Origin of the sequence: Vibrio atypicus (genome assembly GCF_009811315.1) — a bacterium.
GTDB classification, from domain to species: domain Bacteria; phylum Pseudomonadota; class Gammaproteobacteria; order Enterobacterales; family Vibrionaceae; genus Vibrio; species Vibrio atypicus.
In genome coordinates, this window is record NZ_BLID01000010.1 from 63,654 (window position 1) to 81,619 (window position 17,966).

Annotated in this window: 15 protein-coding genes; all 15 read right to left on the reverse strand. The window is 44.2% G+C overall.

Going from position 1 to position 17,966, the window contains the following annotated elements; all coding sequences use genetic code 11:
* Positions 1–8 precede the first annotated feature (8 nt).
* Entirely contained in the window at positions 9–3,881 is a 3,873-nt protein-coding gene (locus tag GVO60_RS18790; RefSeq protein WP_159656821.1) for a YhdP family protein, read from the reverse strand.
* 9 nt (positions 3,882–3,890) lie between these two features.
* Entirely contained in the window at positions 3,891–5,360 is a 1,470-nt protein-coding gene (rng, locus tag GVO60_RS18795) for a ribonuclease G (protein ID WP_159656823.1), read from the reverse strand.
* A 19-nt stretch (positions 5,361–5,379) separates the two neighbouring features.
* Positions 5,380–5,940 carry a Maf family protein gene (locus GVO60_RS18800; RefSeq protein WP_159656825.1) on the reverse strand — a complete coding sequence of 187 codons (561 nt, stop codon included), beginning with the start codon at positions 5,938–5,940 and terminating at the stop codon, positions 5,380–5,382.
* A gap of 2 nt (positions 5,941–5,942) precedes the next feature.
* Positions 5,943–6,431 (reverse strand): rod shape-determining protein MreD, encoded by a 489-nt coding sequence (mreD, locus tag GVO60_RS18805; RefSeq protein ID WP_159656827.1) that lies wholly within the window; start codon positions 6,429–6,431, stop codon positions 5,943–5,945.
* A complete protein-coding gene (gene mreC / locus GVO60_RS18810; protein WP_159656829.1) occupies positions 6,421–7,308 on the reverse strand; it encodes a rod shape-determining protein MreC in 888 nt (295 codons plus the stop codon). The genes mreD and mreC overlap by 11 nt, the downstream gene beginning before the upstream one ends.
* Positions 7,309–7,360: 52 nt before the next feature.
* Positions 7,361–8,404, reverse strand: a complete 1,044-nt coding sequence (locus GVO60_RS18815) for a rod shape-determining protein (RefSeq protein ID WP_004747218.1) — start codon at positions 8,402–8,404, stop codon at positions 7,361–7,363.
* A 152-nt stretch (positions 8,405–8,556) separates the two neighbouring features.
* Positions 8,557–12,801: a DUF6701 domain-containing protein gene (locus GVO60_RS18820; RefSeq protein WP_225874947.1), complete on the reverse strand. Its 4,245-nt coding sequence runs from the start codon at positions 12,799–12,801 to the stop codon at positions 8,557–8,559.
* Between the two features lie 2 nt (positions 12,802–12,803).
* Complete coding sequence (locus GVO60_RS18825) at positions 12,804–13,235, reverse strand: MSHA biogenesis protein MshP (protein WP_159656831.1); 432 nt, start codon at positions 13,233–13,235, stop codon at positions 12,804–12,806.
* Positions 13,225–13,947, reverse strand: coding sequence for a PulJ/GspJ family protein (locus tag GVO60_RS18830; RefSeq protein WP_159656833.1), 723 nt, complete (start codon positions 13,945–13,947; stop codon positions 13,225–13,227). The genes GVO60_RS18825 and GVO60_RS18830 overlap by 11 nt, the downstream gene beginning before the upstream one ends.
* Entirely contained in the window at positions 13,947–14,507 is a 561-nt protein-coding gene (locus GVO60_RS18835; RefSeq protein WP_159656835.1) for a type II secretion system protein, read from the reverse strand. The genes GVO60_RS18830 and GVO60_RS18835 overlap by 1 nt, the downstream gene beginning before the upstream one ends.
* Positions 14,504–14,977 carry a type II secretion system protein gene (locus GVO60_RS18840; protein WP_159656837.1) on the reverse strand — a complete coding sequence of 158 codons (474 nt, stop codon included), beginning with the start codon at positions 14,975–14,977 and terminating at the stop codon, positions 14,504–14,506. Before GVO60_RS18840 ends, GVO60_RS18835 begins: the two co-directional genes overlap by 4 nt.
* Before the next feature lie 143 nt (positions 14,978–15,120).
* Complete coding sequence (locus tag GVO60_RS18845; protein ID WP_159656839.1) at positions 15,121–15,594, reverse strand: type II secretion system protein; 474 nt, start codon at positions 15,592–15,594, stop codon at positions 15,121–15,123.
* A 32-nt stretch (positions 15,595–15,626) separates the two neighbouring features.
* Positions 15,627–16,202 (reverse strand): prepilin-type N-terminal cleavage/methylation domain-containing protein, encoded by a 576-nt coding sequence (locus tag GVO60_RS18850; RefSeq protein WP_159656841.1) that lies wholly within the window; start codon positions 16,200–16,202, stop codon positions 15,627–15,629.
* Positions 16,203–16,280: 78 nt separating this feature from the next.
* The gene (locus GVO60_RS18855; RefSeq protein WP_225874948.1) at positions 16,281–16,700 is read right to left on the reverse strand and encodes an MSHA biogenesis protein MshF; all 420 of its coding nucleotides are present in this window, start codon (positions 16,698–16,700) and stop codon (positions 16,281–16,283) included.
* A gap of 43 nt (positions 16,701–16,743) precedes the next feature.
* Positions 16,744–17,964 (reverse strand): type II secretion system F family protein, encoded by a 1,221-nt coding sequence (locus GVO60_RS18860; RefSeq protein ID WP_159656845.1) that lies wholly within the window; start codon positions 17,962–17,964, stop codon positions 16,744–16,746.
* Between the last annotated feature and the right edge of the window lie 2 nt (positions 17,965–17,966).

A 17,966-nucleotide genomic window follows, 5' to 3' on the forward strand; every position in this document is an offset into this window, starting at 1 on the left:
CACACTCCTTATTCAACCGCTTCACGCAAGCTTTTTGGCAACTTAAACTCACCTTTGCTTCGAGAGAGCTCTTTAACCACAGGCGCATCAAGTGGGCCTTTAACCTCGTAGTTAACTTGGGTAAACACCTCCACTACTGGCGAAATCACGGTTGTGATCGCCAATACATAGAGTGCAGTTTGCGGTGTAACAGCAAAAGCGGTTAATACTGGTATACCAGAGGTAATATCAGGAACAAAGTTCACCTCCGCATCCACCTGTCGACTGTTTAAGTTCGCCAACCCGCGAATAGTCATTTCTCCTGCCACAGCATCCATTTTGATATTGTTGGTCAAGAAGATGCCATTTTTAATCTCACCACTACCAGTAATCGAATTAAAGGCCATGCCTTTATCAAAGACATCGGTAAAGTCGAGCTGCATTTTACGAATGATTGAGTCTAAGCTGAACAAGCCGAGTAAACGGGCGGCACCGCTGACATCAGAGATCATGCCTTTTCCAAGCTTGGTCTTTACGTCCCCTTGAAGAGAACTCACTTTCATTGACCAAGGTGCACCATCCCACTCAACTTGAGAACTCATTTCAAACGGAGCCCTCTGGATACCTGAAGAAACACCAAATCGCTCCATTACATCACTGTTATTTTCACCCGATAACGCAATGTTAAGTTTTGTATGACTGCGCTTATCTGTCAGTCGCCAAGAACCACTCATGTCAGCCTTATTCGTCCCACTTTCAAACGACACCTTTTTCCACTCGATAGTGTCCCCTTGACGCTGTACATCCATGTGAGTCTTGCCCACCTTGTAACCTTGCAGCCAAAAGTCCCCAATCGCCAATGTGATGTTCGGCACCTGTTGATGAAATTGACGATCAAATTCACTAATGAGCGGAAGGTCATTGGCTTCAGGTTCAAACAGCGTTTTATCTTTGTACTCATCATCTAACGATGGGATATAAAGGTGTAAACGGTCAAGGGCAACGGTTAAATCATACGGCGCTAGATAACTTGCTTCCCCGGAGGCTTCTTGGCTATCAAGGCTCATGTACCAAGTTAAACCTTTTTTCTTAGCCGAGAAGTCAACGTCATTCCATTCCACACTTGCCAAAGTTAACTCTTTCACATCAAGCTCAACTCTTTGTGGCATCGGAATTTCAGGCGTATTCATCTGACTAAGCGCAGCCTTTACCTTAGGCTTTGGCCTATTGAGCAATTCCGCCCAACTATCAATATCTAATTTATCCGTACGAATTTGAGCATGATGCCCCGCCACCGGACTGATCTTAAAGCTGCCTTTACCCAACACTAAATTCGTCGCTTTGAGCACAGGCGTATCCGGTCTTATATCAATCTCAGTTTGATACTTAAGATTTGGCAGTTGCAAGCGAGCCGTAATACTCTCTTGGTTACCAGAAGCCTGTAGTCGCGCTTTGCCTTTCTGTTGGAGCTCTTTATTCAGCGGATAAGGATAATGACTACTCACCATTCGTAAGTCAGCGGTTGTGTCTATCTGATAAGTAAAGCCGACATCATTCAACTGGATATCAACGTCCATTCTCCAAGGCGCGTGACCTTCTAATGGTTCTGTCCACTGCGTGCCAATGTATGGGCCTACTGGTTTAATATCCCAGTCTCCAACAACGTCGATATCGACGCTATAACCTTGCCCGGCATTTTCACCTGCGAAGTCTATTGCGATTTCTTGTTCTAGGAGCCTTGCAGAAAGACCCGCAGCCTTTACGACATCATCATCAAACTCAATACGACCGCTTACCGACGATAAGTTCATCGGTGGCGCATCGATCTCGACTTCACTATCCGCCAAGTCAGCATAGCCCCAAGCTCGTGGATCTTTGTCTGAATCAAACGGAATATTAAGCTGAAAACTGGCAGTAACAGGGCCATCAACTTGCACCGCAGTCAACGCTGCCCCAACTGAATCCACTAGTGGCGTGGTATTCATGTAATCACGAACGGCATTACCTTGAGCAATCGCGCTTGCCTCAATTTCAATATGGCCGCCTTCTGCCAGCTCTGGAATTCGCCCCGTAATACGTTTCGCACGTACATCTTGCAATGTCGCACCGCGAGAGTCTAAGTGCATGGCATCATTTTGAAACAATAGATCGAGCTGTAAGTCAGTAATAGGTGGCCAAGCCGTATCAAAACTAAACTTCGCTTCTTTTAACCCAACCCATGCTTGGAACATACCTTCATTGTTTTTATACGGAAATTGAGAAAGCTCTCCGTACCAAAGCAGTTTGGAGGTGTTGACCTTACCCGCTTGAATCGCGGTGGATAGGTAGTCAGTCAATTCTTGACCAAGCGCTAGAGTCGGTAAATAGCGCCACGTTTCGCCTGCGTTGTATAAGTCTGCTTCAGCATAAAATGAAAGAAATGGGCTTTTCTCTTTAGGAAAGTCGAGACGAAATGCACCCAGCACTTGTAAGTCAGGGGTAGCTGCGGTGACTTTATCAGCCCATAAACGCCAGCCTGATTCATCTTGCTGCCAGATGATATCGACTTGGCCTTGTTTGATGTTAAGGGGCGCTTGAAAAACGTCTCCATACGGCAAGGTATCATCAATGATATCAATCTTTGCTCTTGCCTGATGTAAGTCACCACTTACCGATGCGGTAAGATGGTGCAAGCCTGGTAGCAGTTCCCATTGAGACATTGAGCCGTTTGACAATTCAGCAGAATAACGAAGACTCTCTACTTCTTTCCCCATAGAGACTCGAATATCTTCAACCAAACCGCCAATCGCGAGCCTTTCAAGCAGCTTAGAGGTGTCAACGGAATCGGGAGCGAGCTTCACTAACGGGATAATCGCGTTAATGTCTAACTGCGAAATATTAAGGCGCCATTGCTCTGGTTGCCAGTCGAAAGCCATATCCAGTTCAGGCCAAGGCATATCGTCAGTGCGTAATTCAAGTGAGTGAGCATTCACTTGCCAACCTTTTTCGGTAGGTTCAAGTTCAAGTACACCAGATTCAAGCATCAGCTCGTGTTTCGTACCTTCTTGCCAACTTAACTCTGATGCCTCTAGCTCTAAGTAAGCACTGACCGGTTTTTGGTGTTCTAACGTCAACCAGCCATTGAAACTTAACTGGCCTTTATCGATACCCGTTTCAGTTCTTAGGTATTTAGTCAGCCAAGGTGTCACCAGTACATTCTGAGCCGAAAGGTAAAACTCACCACTCACATCATTCAGTGAACCGTAGTCAACGAAGTTTGCTTTAACCGTAGCTGAGTTAATGCTGGTATTGGCTAGACTGATTTCACCGTCCGCTAAGTGATGGCGCCCATCGTTTTGCCAACGAAGTTTAGCGATATCAAGTTGCCTTTCAGAACCATCAATACCTTGAAACAGTATCGTCGAATCTAGCAACGAAAAGTCATCAAGCTGCCTCAATAATAGTGAATCTAACTGCTTGATAACATTCTGCTGTGACCCTTTCGGTTCTAGTCTTGGTTGATCCGTTTCATCACGACCAGACTCCACAGAAGTAATATCAAGCGCTAACTTATGGATACTGAGATCCGCTACGATAGGTTGACGTTGCAGAAGAGATTGGAATAAATCGAGTTCGACTTCGACCCTATCGGCACTAAACGTAATATCACTACTTTTGGGGGTGTTAACACGAATTCCTTGTAAGGAAATGGAAGGGTGTGTATTACGCCAAAAGCCATTGATTTCAGAAATGTCGAGTTCGAAACCGGAGCTGGTGCTGATCCAGTTCTTTATCGGTTCCTGAAAGTGATTTAATTGAGGTAATGTAATACGTAAAGCCGTTACAGCGATTGCTAGAAGTACTAGCACTGTAACGACCATCCAAAGAATAAATCTTGTAATACGTGTTGTTGCCGAGCTCACATACAACCTTTACATCATAACGACATCAAACTGTTCTTGAATATACAGAGGTTCAGCTTGAATCTTCACTTGTTTACCAATAAATACTTCTAGCTCCGCCAAGGCATGAGATTCTTCACCTTGCAGAGTATCGGCAACGGCTGGAGAAGCATAAACCACGAACTTATCTGCATCGTACGCTCGATTCACTCGAGTAATTTCGCGCAGAATCTCATAACAGACTGTCTCGACAGTTTTCACACTACCGCGCCCTTCACAAGTAGGACACGTAGAACAAAGAATATGTTCAATACTTTCTCGAGTGCGCTTGCGTGTCATTTCCACTAAACCAAGCTGAGTAAAGCCATTTATATTAGTCTTCACTCGATCCTTATCTAGTGCAGCTTCAAGCGAGGTTAGTACTCGCTTACGATGCTCATCAGACGCCATGTCAATGAAATCAATAATAATGATTCCACCAAGATTACGTAGTCGAAGCTGTCGAGCAATCGCTTGAGTCGCTTCAACATTGGTATTGAAGATGGTTTCTTCAAGGTTACGGCGACCGACAAAGGCGCCAGTATTAATATCGACAGTGGTCATCGCTTCTGTCTGATCGATAATGAGATAGCCGCCAGACTTAAGCTCAACTTTACGCTCAAGAGAACGTTGAATTTCATTCTCAGTGTCGTACATGTCAAAAATAGGCTTGTCACCTTCATACAACTCAAGCTTATCGGTCAGCTCAGGCACGTATTCAGACGTAAACTCTTTAAGGTTTTCATACTCGAGACGCGAATCAACCAGTATCTTGGTTAGCTCAGTTCCGACAAAGTCACGTAAGATGCGCTGCGATAAACCTAGCTCTCCGTACAAGCTAGAACGGGTTTTATATTTACCACGACGTTCTGTGACTTTAGACCACAATCGTTTCAAAAAGGCCGCATCTTGAGCGAGCTCTTTATCTAGAGCACCTTCCGCTGCGGTTCGAATGATAAAGCCGCCATTTTCATCGCAGTAATGACCAACAACCTTTTTTAAACGGTTACGCTCATCTTCGCTTTCAATACGTTGAGAAACCCCCACATGGCTGGCCCCCGGCATAAAGACCAAGTAGCGTGATGGGAGGGTAATATCAGTAGTTAGGCGAGCACCTTTTGTACCAAGCGGATCTTTAACCACTTGAACAACAATATCCTGACCTTGGCGAACCAACTCAGAAATATCACGAACTTGGAATTGTTGTTTTTCGTTTTCAGCGACACATTCTGTGTGCGGAACAATATCAGAAGCATGAAGAAATGCCGCTTTCTCTAAGCCGATATCAACAAACGCAGCTTGCATACCTGGCAAGACTCGACTTACTTTGCCTTTGTATATGTTCCCTACGATACCGCGTTTTGCTTCACGTTCTACATGAATCTCTTGTAGGGTTCCCCCCTCAATCATGGCCACACGAGTTTCACTCGGGGTCACGTTGATCAGCAACTCTGCACTCATGAGCGCACCTCAAATTAAATTATAAAAATTTTTGCAGTAGCTGGTCAGTTTCGAATAATGGTAACCCGACAACAGCGTGATAACTGCCTTCAATTCGAGTCACAAAACGTCCACCAATTCCTTGGATACCATAACTACCAGCTTTATCGCACGGCTCACCTGATTGCCAATATTGTTCTACTTCATTTTCTGACAAGGTTTTAAACCATACGTCGGTCGACACAACGACCGTTTCTTGTTTGTTTGCCGTTATCACCGATACCGCGGTCATAACTTGATGCTCTCTTCCTGAGAGCATCATAAGCATTTGTTTAGCATGAGCTAAATCTTGTGGTTTTTCTAGCACTTGTTGATCACAGACCACAATAGTGTCAGAGCCAATCACAATCGACTCAGGCTTTTCTACCAGAGCTGCACGCGCTTTATCTAACGACAAGCGAGTGACATACTCAGTCGGCCCTTCGTTAGGCTGACGTGACTCCTCGACATCTGTCACTAAAATAGTAAACGGGTAGCTCAATTGCGATAGCAACTCCTTGCGACGAGGAGAACCCGACGCTAATACCAGTGCTTTTTCCATGATTATCTCACATGCCAGTGGCGTCTACTGCGACGCATTAATAGGAACATCCAAGGCCATAAGATGCAGTTAATCAAGCCACTCCAAAGAGAGACCGGATTAAACGTCACATCTTGCACTAAGTATTCACCAAAAAAGATCAATACATCCAATAGCATAGACAGTAAACCGATGAGAATCGCTTGCTGCCATAAGGCCATATTGCGAATGACTAAGAAGTTCAGTGCCGCGATATAAATAACCACGGACATCATCATGCCACGGATACCTAACGTAGAGCCCAGCAAGAGATCCCACAGTAAACCAAGGATCAAAGCTGTCCCTACGTTAACACGATGAGGAAGCGCCAATACCCAATAACATGTCACCAATAGCAACCAAGAAGGACGAATCAAATCTAATGTGCCAGGCCAAGGTATCGTTTGTAAGGTTAAAGCGATCAAGAATGAGCATAGGATCACTAAGCGCCCTCTAAAGATGCTATTTGCCATCCGTTACTTCCTCTTGCATATTTTCTGGAGCGGCTTGTTGGATCTTCTCTTGACGAGAATCACTTGGCCAGATAAGCAATAAGTAGCGCAAGCGCTCAAAATCAACCACTGGTTCCGCTTCAATTAACGCAAACTCACGCGCATTATCTCGCTCAACATTTGCTACATGTGCTACTGGATAACCCTCAGGGTACACACCACCTAAACCCGATGTGAGTAGCAGGTCGCCTTCTTGAATATCAAGACTGATTGGAATGTGATCGAGATTGATCCGCTCCATATTGCCAGTACCCGACGCAATTACGCGAATATCGTTACGGATTACCTGGACTGGAATTGCACTTAAGCCATCAGTGAGCAGTAGAACACGACTGTTATGAGCAGACACAAACGTAACTTGGCCTACAATGCCTTTTTCGTTTGCGACCGGTTGGCCAACGTAAACACCATCAATCTGGCCTTTATCAATCACAACTTGATGACGATAAGGTGATGTATCCACTGCCATCACTTCAGTCACCACTTTTCGCTCATCACGAACAAATGAGGAGCCAAGCAATTTACGCAGGCGTTGGTTCTCTTCTCGATACTGATCAAGAAGAAGTAAGTCGTTTTTAAGACGCAGGACTTCTCGTTTTAGGTTGTAATTGCTTTCCATGAAGTTTTGACGAACATTTAAACGTTCGTAAGCTCCATCAAACATCACGCGAGGGACATCAGCCAAGTACTGAATGGGTGCCACCATGCTGTTAAGAAAGTAGCGTACTTGAGCAAAAGCACCTAAACGACTATCAGCCAGCATAAGGCTGGCTGATAAAATAACGGCAAAAAACAGACGTAATTGAAGTGAAGGTCCTCGGCCAAAAATAGGCTTCATTGAGTATGAGTTCCTTATTTCTAAACCCTAGCTTACTCGCTAGGTATTACGATTATTCTTCGCTAAACAGATCGCCACCATGCATGTCGATCATCTCTAGAGCCTTACCACCACCACGAGCTACACATGTCAGTGGGTCTTCAGCGATAACGACTGGGATACCGGTCTCTTCGGTTAGTAAACGATCCAAGTCTTTCAGTAGTGCACCACCACCCGTCAATACCATACCGTTTTCAGAGATATCTGACGCAAGTTCAGGTGGACACTGCTCTAGTGCAACCATAACAGCAGAAACAATACCTGTCAGAGGCTCTTGCAGCGCTTCTAGAATTTCATTTGAGTTTAGGCTAAAGCTACGAGGCACACCTTCTGCTAAGTTACGACCACGCACTTCAATCTCTTCTACTTCATCGCCAGGATAAGCAGAGCCGATTTCATGTTTGATCTTTTCTGCTGTCGCTTCACCAATCAAGCTGCCGTAGTTACGACGAACATAGTTGATGATTGCTTCGTCAAAGCGATCACCGCCAATACGTACGGAAGAAGAATAAACCACGCCATTTAACGAGATAACAGCAACTTCAGTCGTACCACCACCAATATCGACCACCATAGAGCCGGTTGGTTCAGATACGCGTAGGCCAGCACCAATTGCTGCCGCCATAGGCTCATCAATAAGGTAAACTTCACGAGCACCTGCGCCTAATGCCGACTCACGAATCGCACGGCGTTCAACTTGTGTAGAGCCGCATGGTACACACACTAGAACACGTGGGCTTGGTTTTAATACGCTGTTGTCATGCACCTGTTTAATGAAGTGCTGAAGCATTTTTTCTGTCACGTAGAAATCGGCAATAACACCATCTTTCATTGGACGGATTGCAGAGATGTTGCCCGGAGTACGGCCTAGCATCTGTTTTGCTGCATGACCTACAGCAGCCACGCTTTTGCCCGCACGGTTGCGGTCTTGACGGATAGCAACAACGGAAGGCTCGTCTAGGACAATGCCCTGTCCTTTAACGTAAATAAGAGTGTTGGCAGTACCTAAATCGATAGATAGGTCATTTGAAAATATGCCACGAAGTTTTTTGAACATATTCTTCGCTCGTCCTGAAAGAATTATAAGATAGAAAATTGCACTAAATGTACCAATGCCTTGCCGCTACAGCAAGGCATTGAAGTGTAAACATGGGCTGAAACCCGCAATTTCTAACAGATTCCTAACGATAGGCGGATAAATGACAAAATTTACTGACCGATCAAGCCCGGCTCGCCTCGGAAAATAACCCTATCGTTGCCACGGTAAATTCCAAAAGTGACCACTGCTGAAGGATCTTCATCGCCATTATTACGCCAATTGAATCGCAACCAACTCTGATCATTGATCGCTCCATCACTACTGCATTGAACCGCTTGTTCACCACTCAATGCTATCGGTGGTGTTGGATTAACACGCACCCAAGCACGCACTTGCTCACGCAGTTCATTCGTAGAGTTATTGTGATCAATTTGCAGATCAGAAGAAACGCCAGAAGTAACTGCTCCCTGCCCACTCATTGTCACATCACTTTGAGTTTGACTGTCAGTACGCCAAATCACTTGCGTACAATAATCGTCAGCATCAAATGTACTAGCGCTGTCATCCGTATTGGTCACAAAACGGGTTTGATCCCAAAACTCTAGTCGCAATGGGATAGTTAGCGCATTTTGACCCGTGATGGTCCCACCATCAAACAAGTGCATTCGACCATAACGAAAATCAGGCTGCGTAGAGAATCCCACTTGGTTAACCAGCGAAGTCACCACTCCGCTTACCACTTTAAACTGAACCCCATCTACCGCATTTTCAATCTCTAGACCAAACTCTGCATTGGACGAGTCAAACGGTCCATCAGGCTCAGTTGTATAGCGTCCAGAAGAATGAGGAATGGTCTGCTTTTCAAATCTAAAATCATTGAAGGAAAGTTCTAATTGGGCAGTATTAACTGAGCCATTTTTAGCAAGGTTCCAATCGTTCTTAGTTCCCCACTCGCCACTATTCCAGTTAGAGGTCGCCATAACTCGGTTAAATAGCGACGTACCAGAAGTTTGCTTAGCTAAGTATTTTAGATCAGCAATCAGCCCATCAGAAAACAAACCATAGTTACTTGTTGGAACGTCATCGCTATTTTGCGCTTCAACCGTAAATTCATGGCTAATTGGTTGGCTCATATAAGCGAATCCATTGTGTCCTGTCGCATATTGCCACTGTTCAGCCAGTGTCTTCATTTCAAAATGAGCAGGATAAAAGCGTCCTATGACTTGATCATCTTCATCTAAGTTCATTCCAAGATAAATCGCACTCGTCGTGAAATTCAGCGAGCCGACTTCATCCCACGTATGCGTTACTTCTTTAGTTGAACTGGTGCCATCAAATGCCGAGACTGAAACGGGTGTAACCATTCCTAAATCACCACCAGTGGGATAGCTTAATGCATACTGCACATTAAGAGGGCCACCATCTTTTGCATAGTTATCAGTAATCGCTAACGCACATTCATCGCTCGGCGAGTTACTGTAAACAATTGGCCGATAAGTGACATTAAAATTCCCTCCTGATCGCATAAAACCTTGGCTCTCTGTCGTTGTTGCAGGGTTCAAGTTAGAACTATTGCCAGCTTCATGAATATCACATAGCGCAATTTTCCAAGGTCTCACTTCAAGGGTAAAACTGCCCGTTAACTGTGCATTGCCATCGATAGGACAGCCGCTCAGTCCAGTACAGTCGAATCGGTTATCCGTTAGCGTCACACTAAATTGACCAGACTCATCAATCACTAAATCATCGATAGTCTGCCCTTGTTCAGAAGATGAAAATTGTGGGCTATATGCTAACGTGCCATCAATGCCACCTTCAGCCACCGTTGGAGTTATCACTTGGTGGCTGACTGCCGGTGTCCCTGTATAGCTCTGTGCAATGATCGGTGAATTGTTCACATCACAAGCGAGAACTTTCGCAGTAATACTCGTTTCTTTACCAGCAATTGAGACGGCATCCGCAACCGAAAATTTAAAAGGTAAGAACTTATAAGTTCGCACCGCTGTTTGCGCGCTATCGGCTGTCATTTCGACTCGTAAGTTGTAAGGCGTATCCAAGATAGTCGCACTTGGATTGGTCGATGATATCGCCAATTTCAACTGCCCATTCGCATCTGTAGTAAAGCTATTTCCAGAACCGGATCCAATGCCTCCAGCGACAGATGCTTGCAGATAAGATGCGTCTCCAACCGAATTACGATACATCTCAACTGTTACTCCAGTGGAGATCGGTGACGATAAATTGGTTGTATTGATCGTGAAGGTCGGTAAATCCGTTCCGCACATTAAGCCAATATCAGTGGTTGGCGAAACCGTAAGTTGATAGTCATCGGTAGGTGGAGAACACGAATCTGGCACTCTAGCGACAAAATCATTGTCGTTACCAGTACTGAGCAAGCGCTGCAAACTCATCGCACCTTCAAAACGCATACGAGCACCTATAACCGTTAAGTGCTGCGACGCTTGAGTACTGTCATCAATGTATAAGTTACCCACGATCTCTACGTCATTTTTTAGAATCGATATATTAGCTCGAGAACCATGGCCAATTAGAAAGAGCTCTTTGAAATCGCCTCCAGAGTTGAACTTAACTCTATGACCATCAATCGAAAGATCTCGGTAATGGAGAATGACCTGCCCGTTAACTTTTAGCTGAGCATCATCCGCATCCATAACTAAAGTATCAACCCAATAAACTCCTGGCTGCAAAGTTACGGCACTACTGCCACTGCCAACCGTAATCGAATGATAGGAGCCTGGAGTTATCGTCTGGTTACACGCATTAGTACAATTGACCACGGCAGTGCCATCTTGGAACGTAGGTAGTGCTGGTGGAAAATTAGGATAGGTAATCGAGCCATTGAACAGGCATGACTCCGGAGTACTACCACCACCATAAACACATCCACTGGTCGAGATTGCCGTCATAATATTAAATGAGACAGGGGCCCGACTCTCAAGATAAAGCTTGTTGCGAGAACCACTCAATGACACATCACTTGCAAATGGCAACCCATTGAAGTAGCTATTAGTTTGTAATGCCGTTGGGAAATACTCACAGCTGCCGACCTTAGGCTTAGCCTCAAACGCCATAAAGCCTATCCGCTCTTCAATGTGTGTTCTATCTCGAAAATCTTCATCAACAACAGCGCTGACTCGGTTCGTTTTTATATCACAGCGTCTTAGCCAACCACCATGCGCACCCGCACGCTCTTGTTTTCTCATAATCACGCCATCAATGCGCGATAAACTGGTGGAAAAAAATCTATCATCACAACCATCAGCCATCGGGTCGGTTCCAGTCTGACTGACAGATTTAACATTGTTGATGAATTGAACAAAGTAATCATCCAATTCCAATCGAGACGATGGGCGAGTAGCAATAAAGGCAATCTTCTCTTGCTGGTAGGTGTAACTAAAATTTCGAGAAGCCGACAGTTCTAAAAATAATTTAATCCTTTCACTACGGCGCGTCCCATTCGACTCCCAAAGTCGACCAGAAGTCATCCAGCGACCACCATTATTATTGGTTTGAATTTGGTGGAGGACGACAGGGTTCGAGCTATAAGTGGTACCGCCAAACTGAGAAAAATAGGCTTGGTCACTGCCTGTATTTCCTCCACTCTTAGCATAGTATTTGGCACTATTGAGATAACCCGCGACCACCTCATGCCCACCAACCGATGCAACACCTGGCTCCATAATCAAATAGCTGATGGAGGTCATCTGTTTCGTTGAAAAATTACTACTTAGCTCAGGTCGACTATGTTGATTAATCGTCACACTTGTCGAAGAGGGAGAGAGAGTCGAAGTAATATAGAGCCGCGCTGGAGCATCTTTATCAGGACTATTTGTTTTAATGGTTGGCATGACAAACACCAACGGCGTGTAACTATAACTTTGGTCAAAGTCGATAGTACACGGCATTGAATCACACTGTTTTACGCCAAATTCATATAAGGCTGAACTTTTCGCAATCGGAGGACTAACTATAACATTTTCCGTACAGCTAACATTGCTTACTCCGCTAGAGCCAGATTGAGACAAGTTCCCATTTCGTAAACTGTTGGTTTGTACATCGATTAACTCCCAAGTTGAAGAAGAACTCAGTTTTCGATAGTAGTGAAGTAAATTACTGCTAGCATCGTTGGTAATACGAATATCATAAACACTTCCTACAACTAATTGCTGCTCATTAAAAACATAACGATTCCCGTTACGCTTTGACAAGTTGTACCAAAGTGTTACGTTATTGTTACCTTGTTTTAAGTTAAACTGCTGATAGCTTAAGCTCCCTGTCACTTTAAAGTTTGCCGTAAAATCTTTGTTGCCGTGCACATTACAAGTCGCAGCCCAAAGCGAAGACGTGAAAAACCACAAGAGCAAACTCAATAGATACCCAATATATTTACTCATACTTACTCTCTCAACCACACTTCTTGACTACGACGCATCTCATTTATTCCAGTCCCACATACCGCTACGGAATTTAAAACATACATCTGTCGCCCATCCGCCAAAACGCCACCACGAGGTTCGCAATTCACTTCAACCTCTTCACAGTTTACAGCCGAAGGTATATTGCGAGTGGTGCCATTTACCGCGCTACAAGATCCTGCCACATCAAATACATCCGTCAGTACAGCTCTAGGTGGGTAGATATCTCGCAACACTAACTCATTTGCCGAATGAGCAAGAAAAGAGGCCTGCAATCCCATGACATCTTTAGCATGAGAGTCACTGTTAGACCACTCAATACGACCAAGGCTTGAGGCAAGAAACCCCATGATGACCAGCACAAAGATCACCACAATGTATAAGCTGCCTACTTGCGTTTTTTTATGGGACATTGAGTACCTGCACATCTTGGCGGAAATTCGTCGATTCATCGCCATCATCATTGGTAAAGTTTAGATTAATATGTACAACGCCATTATTTTGCACGGTTGCAGGGGTATAATTCAGACTACCGGTTACCCCACTATCTGATACCGGAGCTAAGTTAACTCGATTCACCAAACGATGAACTTGTTGATTGACTAAACAATAACTCACCTCTCCATCTGGGTTATAGATGTAGTGACGATTTGATACAGAGTTTCCGTTCAGATTCGCGGCTTGACCAGCCAAAACAAATACATTATTCGCGCTAGAGACCGAGCTAAGCGGAAATACATTGTTACTTGGAGATGCCTCTGTTGGGTTGATAACCAAAGAAAATGAATCGATATCATTCGTCGTCACCCCATTGCTGCCTACAACAAATTGTAAATCAGCGCCGGAGACGGCGTAAAACCCCGACGTCACAATAGGATAAAATGAAATACAGTCACTCGCCCCTGTCACTAAATCGTTGCTAAACATATTGGGGACAGCATGGCGAATCTCTCGACTCATTTTCTCCAACACAAACTTAGCTTGAGTTTGCATGCGTTGGCGCTCGATTGTATCGCTATACCCCCTAGCACCTAAATCGACAAAGCCTGCGATTCCCAGCACCAAAATACTGCCGACAATCAGAGTCATCACCATTTCAATCAGTGTAAATCCTCTAGGTTTCATCAATAATTCCCTTTATAAGCTTGCAGCTCAATTGGTATTTGATTGATGGCAGACACCGTTAATACAATATGCTTTATTAGATCGACCTCTTGGTAAGTTACATCAATATCTAATCGAAAGTTACGATAAGTGGTATTCCCGCTGCCATCCCCAACAAGTAAATTAAGATCTTTACATCCATTTGCACCGTCAGGCTCCCAACAGCCGATATAATCATCTACATCATTGTAATCTGGAATAGCTTCACCATCGTCTCCAAGTTCATTGACCAATGGGTTTGTATCAACGGCTTCAGAACAAAACTGTTGCGCGGTGCCCACTGCAATTCCCTCACCGCAACGTAAATCACCTCCCGTAAAATCACCGTACTCATCAAAACCACGAGCAAGCATGGTCGACATAACACTTTGAGCCAGTGCGGCAGCCCGCGTTTGGTAGTGAGGATTAGCAGAACGCTCTATCTGTGGTACTAAAAATTGAGTAATCGTAACCATTGCAAGCCCCATTATTACAATAACAATGACACTTTCAATTAATGTGAACCCAGTGTTTTTTCTCATGAACACCCTCCAGAAAAAACGTAACCTTGGTCATTGATGTTCACCAAGCAATCTTGACTTGTAGAACTCACTGTAATAACTGTGCCAGAAGCTGCACTCCCAAGAGGGTTACCTAAAAGGTCAAACTGAATAGGGGAAGAAGGAGAAGAGAAAGAAACATTGTCAGAACTAACCCAGTCACTACGTGACTCTGAACGAGAAATGCAAGCAGCTTGTGACCCAACACAGTTACTCGAAACAGCTAGCGTGAAATTGTTAGTCGCGTTGGCTGCACTTAATTCAACATTGGAATGCATTCGGTTGAGCTGCACCTGGCGCACGATTGAGATAACTTGTTGCTGCATAACCTGAGCAGCAATACTATCACGGCTAGTAAAACGGCTAGCTGCATAAGCAGAAATGATCGCTAACAGCAAAATAACGACAATAAGCTCAACTAAGGTAAAACCTCGAACCAGTTTGGCATCCATACGCCACCTAAGTGTTTATATTTACTGGTTTGATTATAAATGAGAATCAGCGCCACGTTGGCGCTTTATCGCATTTTTGAGAAGGATTTATAAGGAAAGCGAAATAACGAAAATAAAAGGCCAGCGAGGCTGGCCTCTAAAAATTAACAATCATCTGCATCAGGGGCTGTAACTGTTGGTGCGTCACCTTCAGCACTTGGTGCCGTATAAGTCACCGCACAACCCCAGTCAGGAGTATCACCAGAGAATGTATATTGAACCGAAGCACCTGCCGTAGTTGCTCCTCCAGATACTTGCCATTCAGCATTATCAGCCAAACCGACAACCGCACCACCAATCCCATCAGCGCTAGCTGCAGGATAGCCCCAAACAAGAGCAACATTACTAGCGCTTGATGCCGCTGTTACAGTTTCTGTCGCTTCTTGACCATTAATGGCAGCACTACCATAGACAATACCTGCAGCTCCCTGCATCGCACCTTTCAAGCCCTGCAGAGAAGAAGCGCGCGCATCTGATTGAAGATTTAAGAATCTTGGCGCAGCAGTCACGGCAAGAATACCCAGAATAACAATTACCACCACTAGTTCAATTAGGGTGAAACCGCCTTGTCTTTTCATAGCTTTTATCTCTCTATGTTGTTGTCGCAGGATTACTGCAGCGTTACGGTCACACGACCAGTTTCAATTTCATACACAAACTGATGTTCGCTACCACCTTCTTGCTGGATGTAAGTACAAGTTGAGGCTGCGTTATCCGCTTGCGCTGAATATTTTATATTTGAATTAGTTGCTGCATTCGCCACTGTGTCTACATTCGGTGGGTTTTGAAGCAAATTATTCATTAAATCAATACACGCCTGATCAGTCAGGCTAGTTGGATAACTACTGTTATCTTCATTAAGTGCGTAAGGGTAACCATCTCTGAACCCGGTATCACTATCATTGCTGTCTTTTGAGCGAGTTAACCAGAAATCCACACCGTCATAATCAACTGTGTTGTACTTTTCGGTATTAATGGTTGTTGAAGGACGCGCTTCAGCTTCCCACTGTGCTCGAGCCGACAAAACACCGGTTGCATAACCACCTGCGACACCTTCAATACTGGCTTTTTTTGCTTCATCAGTCACGTCTAAAAATCGTGGTAACGCTGCAACCGCCAATAGGCCAACAACGACAATAACGACCACTAATTCGACTAACGAAAAGCCTGACTGTTTACTTACCATATACAATTAACCCACTTATTAGTACAGCGTATTATACGACCATTCAACAATATAGCTATTATTAAAATGTCAAAAAAACTACTCCGCCACAAAAACAACTTTAGCAGAAAACTGCTTATTGTTCAGTTCGATAACTAGATGACGGCTATCTCCATAATTATAATCACAGTGGTAATAATACCCCTCTGAGAGATTAGTATTTTTTATTGGTTTTCGGTCTAAAATTCGATATTCAGGGTAAAGCACCGATAACCAAAACTGACAATTCACTTTATTGTCTTGATCCAAAGGAAGCAGCCAGCCATTTTCAGATAATCTTAATAAACGAGCATCTATATTGAGTGTTGAAGGCTGCTTGTCCAATAACCATTGTTGCTTATAAAAACTTGCGCGTTCAATAATCCGTTTACTCGCGACTAAAAAAGCGCTGTCGTCCGCTTCACTCTCTACATTTTGCCAAGCACTACCAAAACTAAAAATGAGAATGACAATAACCACCAACCAAACTGTAAAGCGAGAAATTCGAATTTGTGTCGCTATATTAGCCTTTGATCGCATCCAACATTCCCCACATAGGCAGGAAGATACCAAGAGCTAATATCAACACCATTCCGGCAACAACAACCAAAAGTATCGGTTCAATTCTGGCGGTCAGTGTTTTTAGATCATAGTCTACTTCTCGATCATAAAAGTCTGCGACTTCTAACAATAGATCATCAATTCGGCCCGTTTCCTCACCAACCGAAATCATTTGAATCACTAAGGGAGTAAAAATGCCACTGTTAATCGCTGCGGAGGAAACCGTTCCACCGGCTTCAATCGAAGATTTCATTTCAATGAGACGATTCTCTAAAAACTGATTCCCCAATGACTCTGCAGCCAACGCGAGTGACTGGTTAAGAGGTACACCAGCTTTGAGCATAAGTGCGAAAGTCCGCGAAAAACGTGACAATTGCGCTCGATTAACAAGAGGACCAACAATGGGCATTTTAAGTCTAAATCGGTCCCACTTTTCTCGCCCCGGTGCCGTTTTAACCCAAGCTTTAAAAGCAAATAAAGCACCAACAATCGCTGCAACCATTCCAAGCCAATAATTAACAAAGAACTCCGACATGGTAATCAGAATTCGAGTTGGCAATGGCAGATCGACACCAAAGCGACTAAACATACTCGAGAATTGAGGAATTACCTTCACATTGAGAATAAACAGCGCCACAACAATAAAGCTAATCACAAATGTTGGGTAACGCATTGCGGTTTTGATTCGCTTTCGAGTTTCGACCTCTTGCTCGTAGTAATTAGCTAATTGCATTAAAGTTTGATCCAAACGACCGGTGTTCTCACCAACATTGATCATTGAAACAAACAGTGAGCTAAAAACATTCGGATGCATCTGCATTGCACCCGCTAAACTACGACCATTGGTCAACTCCTGGGTAACTTCTTCAAGAGCGGTTTGTAACTGTTTATTGGTACAGTTTGACGTCAAGCCTTTCATTGCTCGCAGCAACGGGACACCGGCTTTAGTCAAACTGAACAACTGGCGACAAAACATCACCAAAATCTCTAACGGTACATTAGGTATAAACAGAAGCTTCAGGTCGAAGTCTAAACCCACTTTAGCTTTGCCTTGCTTTAGTTGAACTGGAATAACACCTTTGCTCATTAGCTGTTCAGCAGCCGCATCTTGGTTTGCAGCCTCTATTTCACCAGAAACAGCACTCCCATCTAAATTGCGACCTTGATAATGAAAAATAGTCATTT

Coding starts and splice junctions, on each gene's coding strand:
- GVO60_RS18840 (WP_159656837.1), bottom strand. CDS start 14,977: ATGGATGCCAAACTGGTTCGAGGTTTTACCTTAGTTGAGCTTATTGTC.
- GVO60_RS18815 (WP_004747218.1), bottom strand. CDS start 8,404: ATGTTCAAAAAACTTCGTGGCATATTTTCAAATGACCTATCTATCGAT.
- GVO60_RS18835 (WP_159656835.1), bottom strand. CDS start 14,507: ATGAGAAAAAACACTGGGTTCACATTAATTGAAAGTGTCATTGTTATT.
- GVO60_RS18830 (WP_159656833.1), bottom strand. CDS start 13,947: ATGAAACCTAGAGGATTTACACTGATTGAAATGGTGATGACTCTGATT.
- mreC (WP_159656829.1), bottom strand. CDS start 7,308: ATGAAGCCTATTTTTGGCCGAGGACCTTCACTTCAATTACGTCTGTTT.
- GVO60_RS18825 (WP_159656831.1), bottom strand. CDS start 13,235: ATGTCCCATAAAAAAACGCAAGTAGGCAGCTTATACATTGTGGTGATC.
- GVO60_RS18800 (WP_159656825.1), bottom strand. CDS start 5,940: ATGGAAAAAGCACTGGTATTAGCGTCGGGTTCTCCTCGTCGCAAGGAG.
- mreD (WP_159656827.1), bottom strand. CDS start 6,431: ATGGCAAATAGCATCTTTAGAGGGCGCTTAGTGATCCTATGCTCATTC.
- GVO60_RS18820 (WP_225874947.1), bottom strand. CDS start 12,801: ATGAGTAAATATATTGGGTATCTATTGAGTTTGCTCTTGTGGTTTTTC.
- GVO60_RS18860 (WP_159656845.1), bottom strand. CDS start 17,964: ATGACTATTTTTCATTATCAAGGTCGCAATTTAGATGGGAGTGCTGTT.
- GVO60_RS18850 (WP_159656841.1), bottom strand. CDS start 16,202: ATGGTAAGTAAACAGTCAGGCTTTTCGTTAGTCGAATTAGTGGTCGTT.
- GVO60_RS18845 (WP_159656839.1), bottom strand. CDS start 15,594: ATGAAAAGACAAGGCGGTTTCACCCTAATTGAACTAGTGGTGGTAATT.
- rng (WP_159656823.1), bottom strand. CDS start 5,360: ATGAGTGCAGAGTTGCTGATCAACGTGACCCCGAGTGAAACTCGTGTG.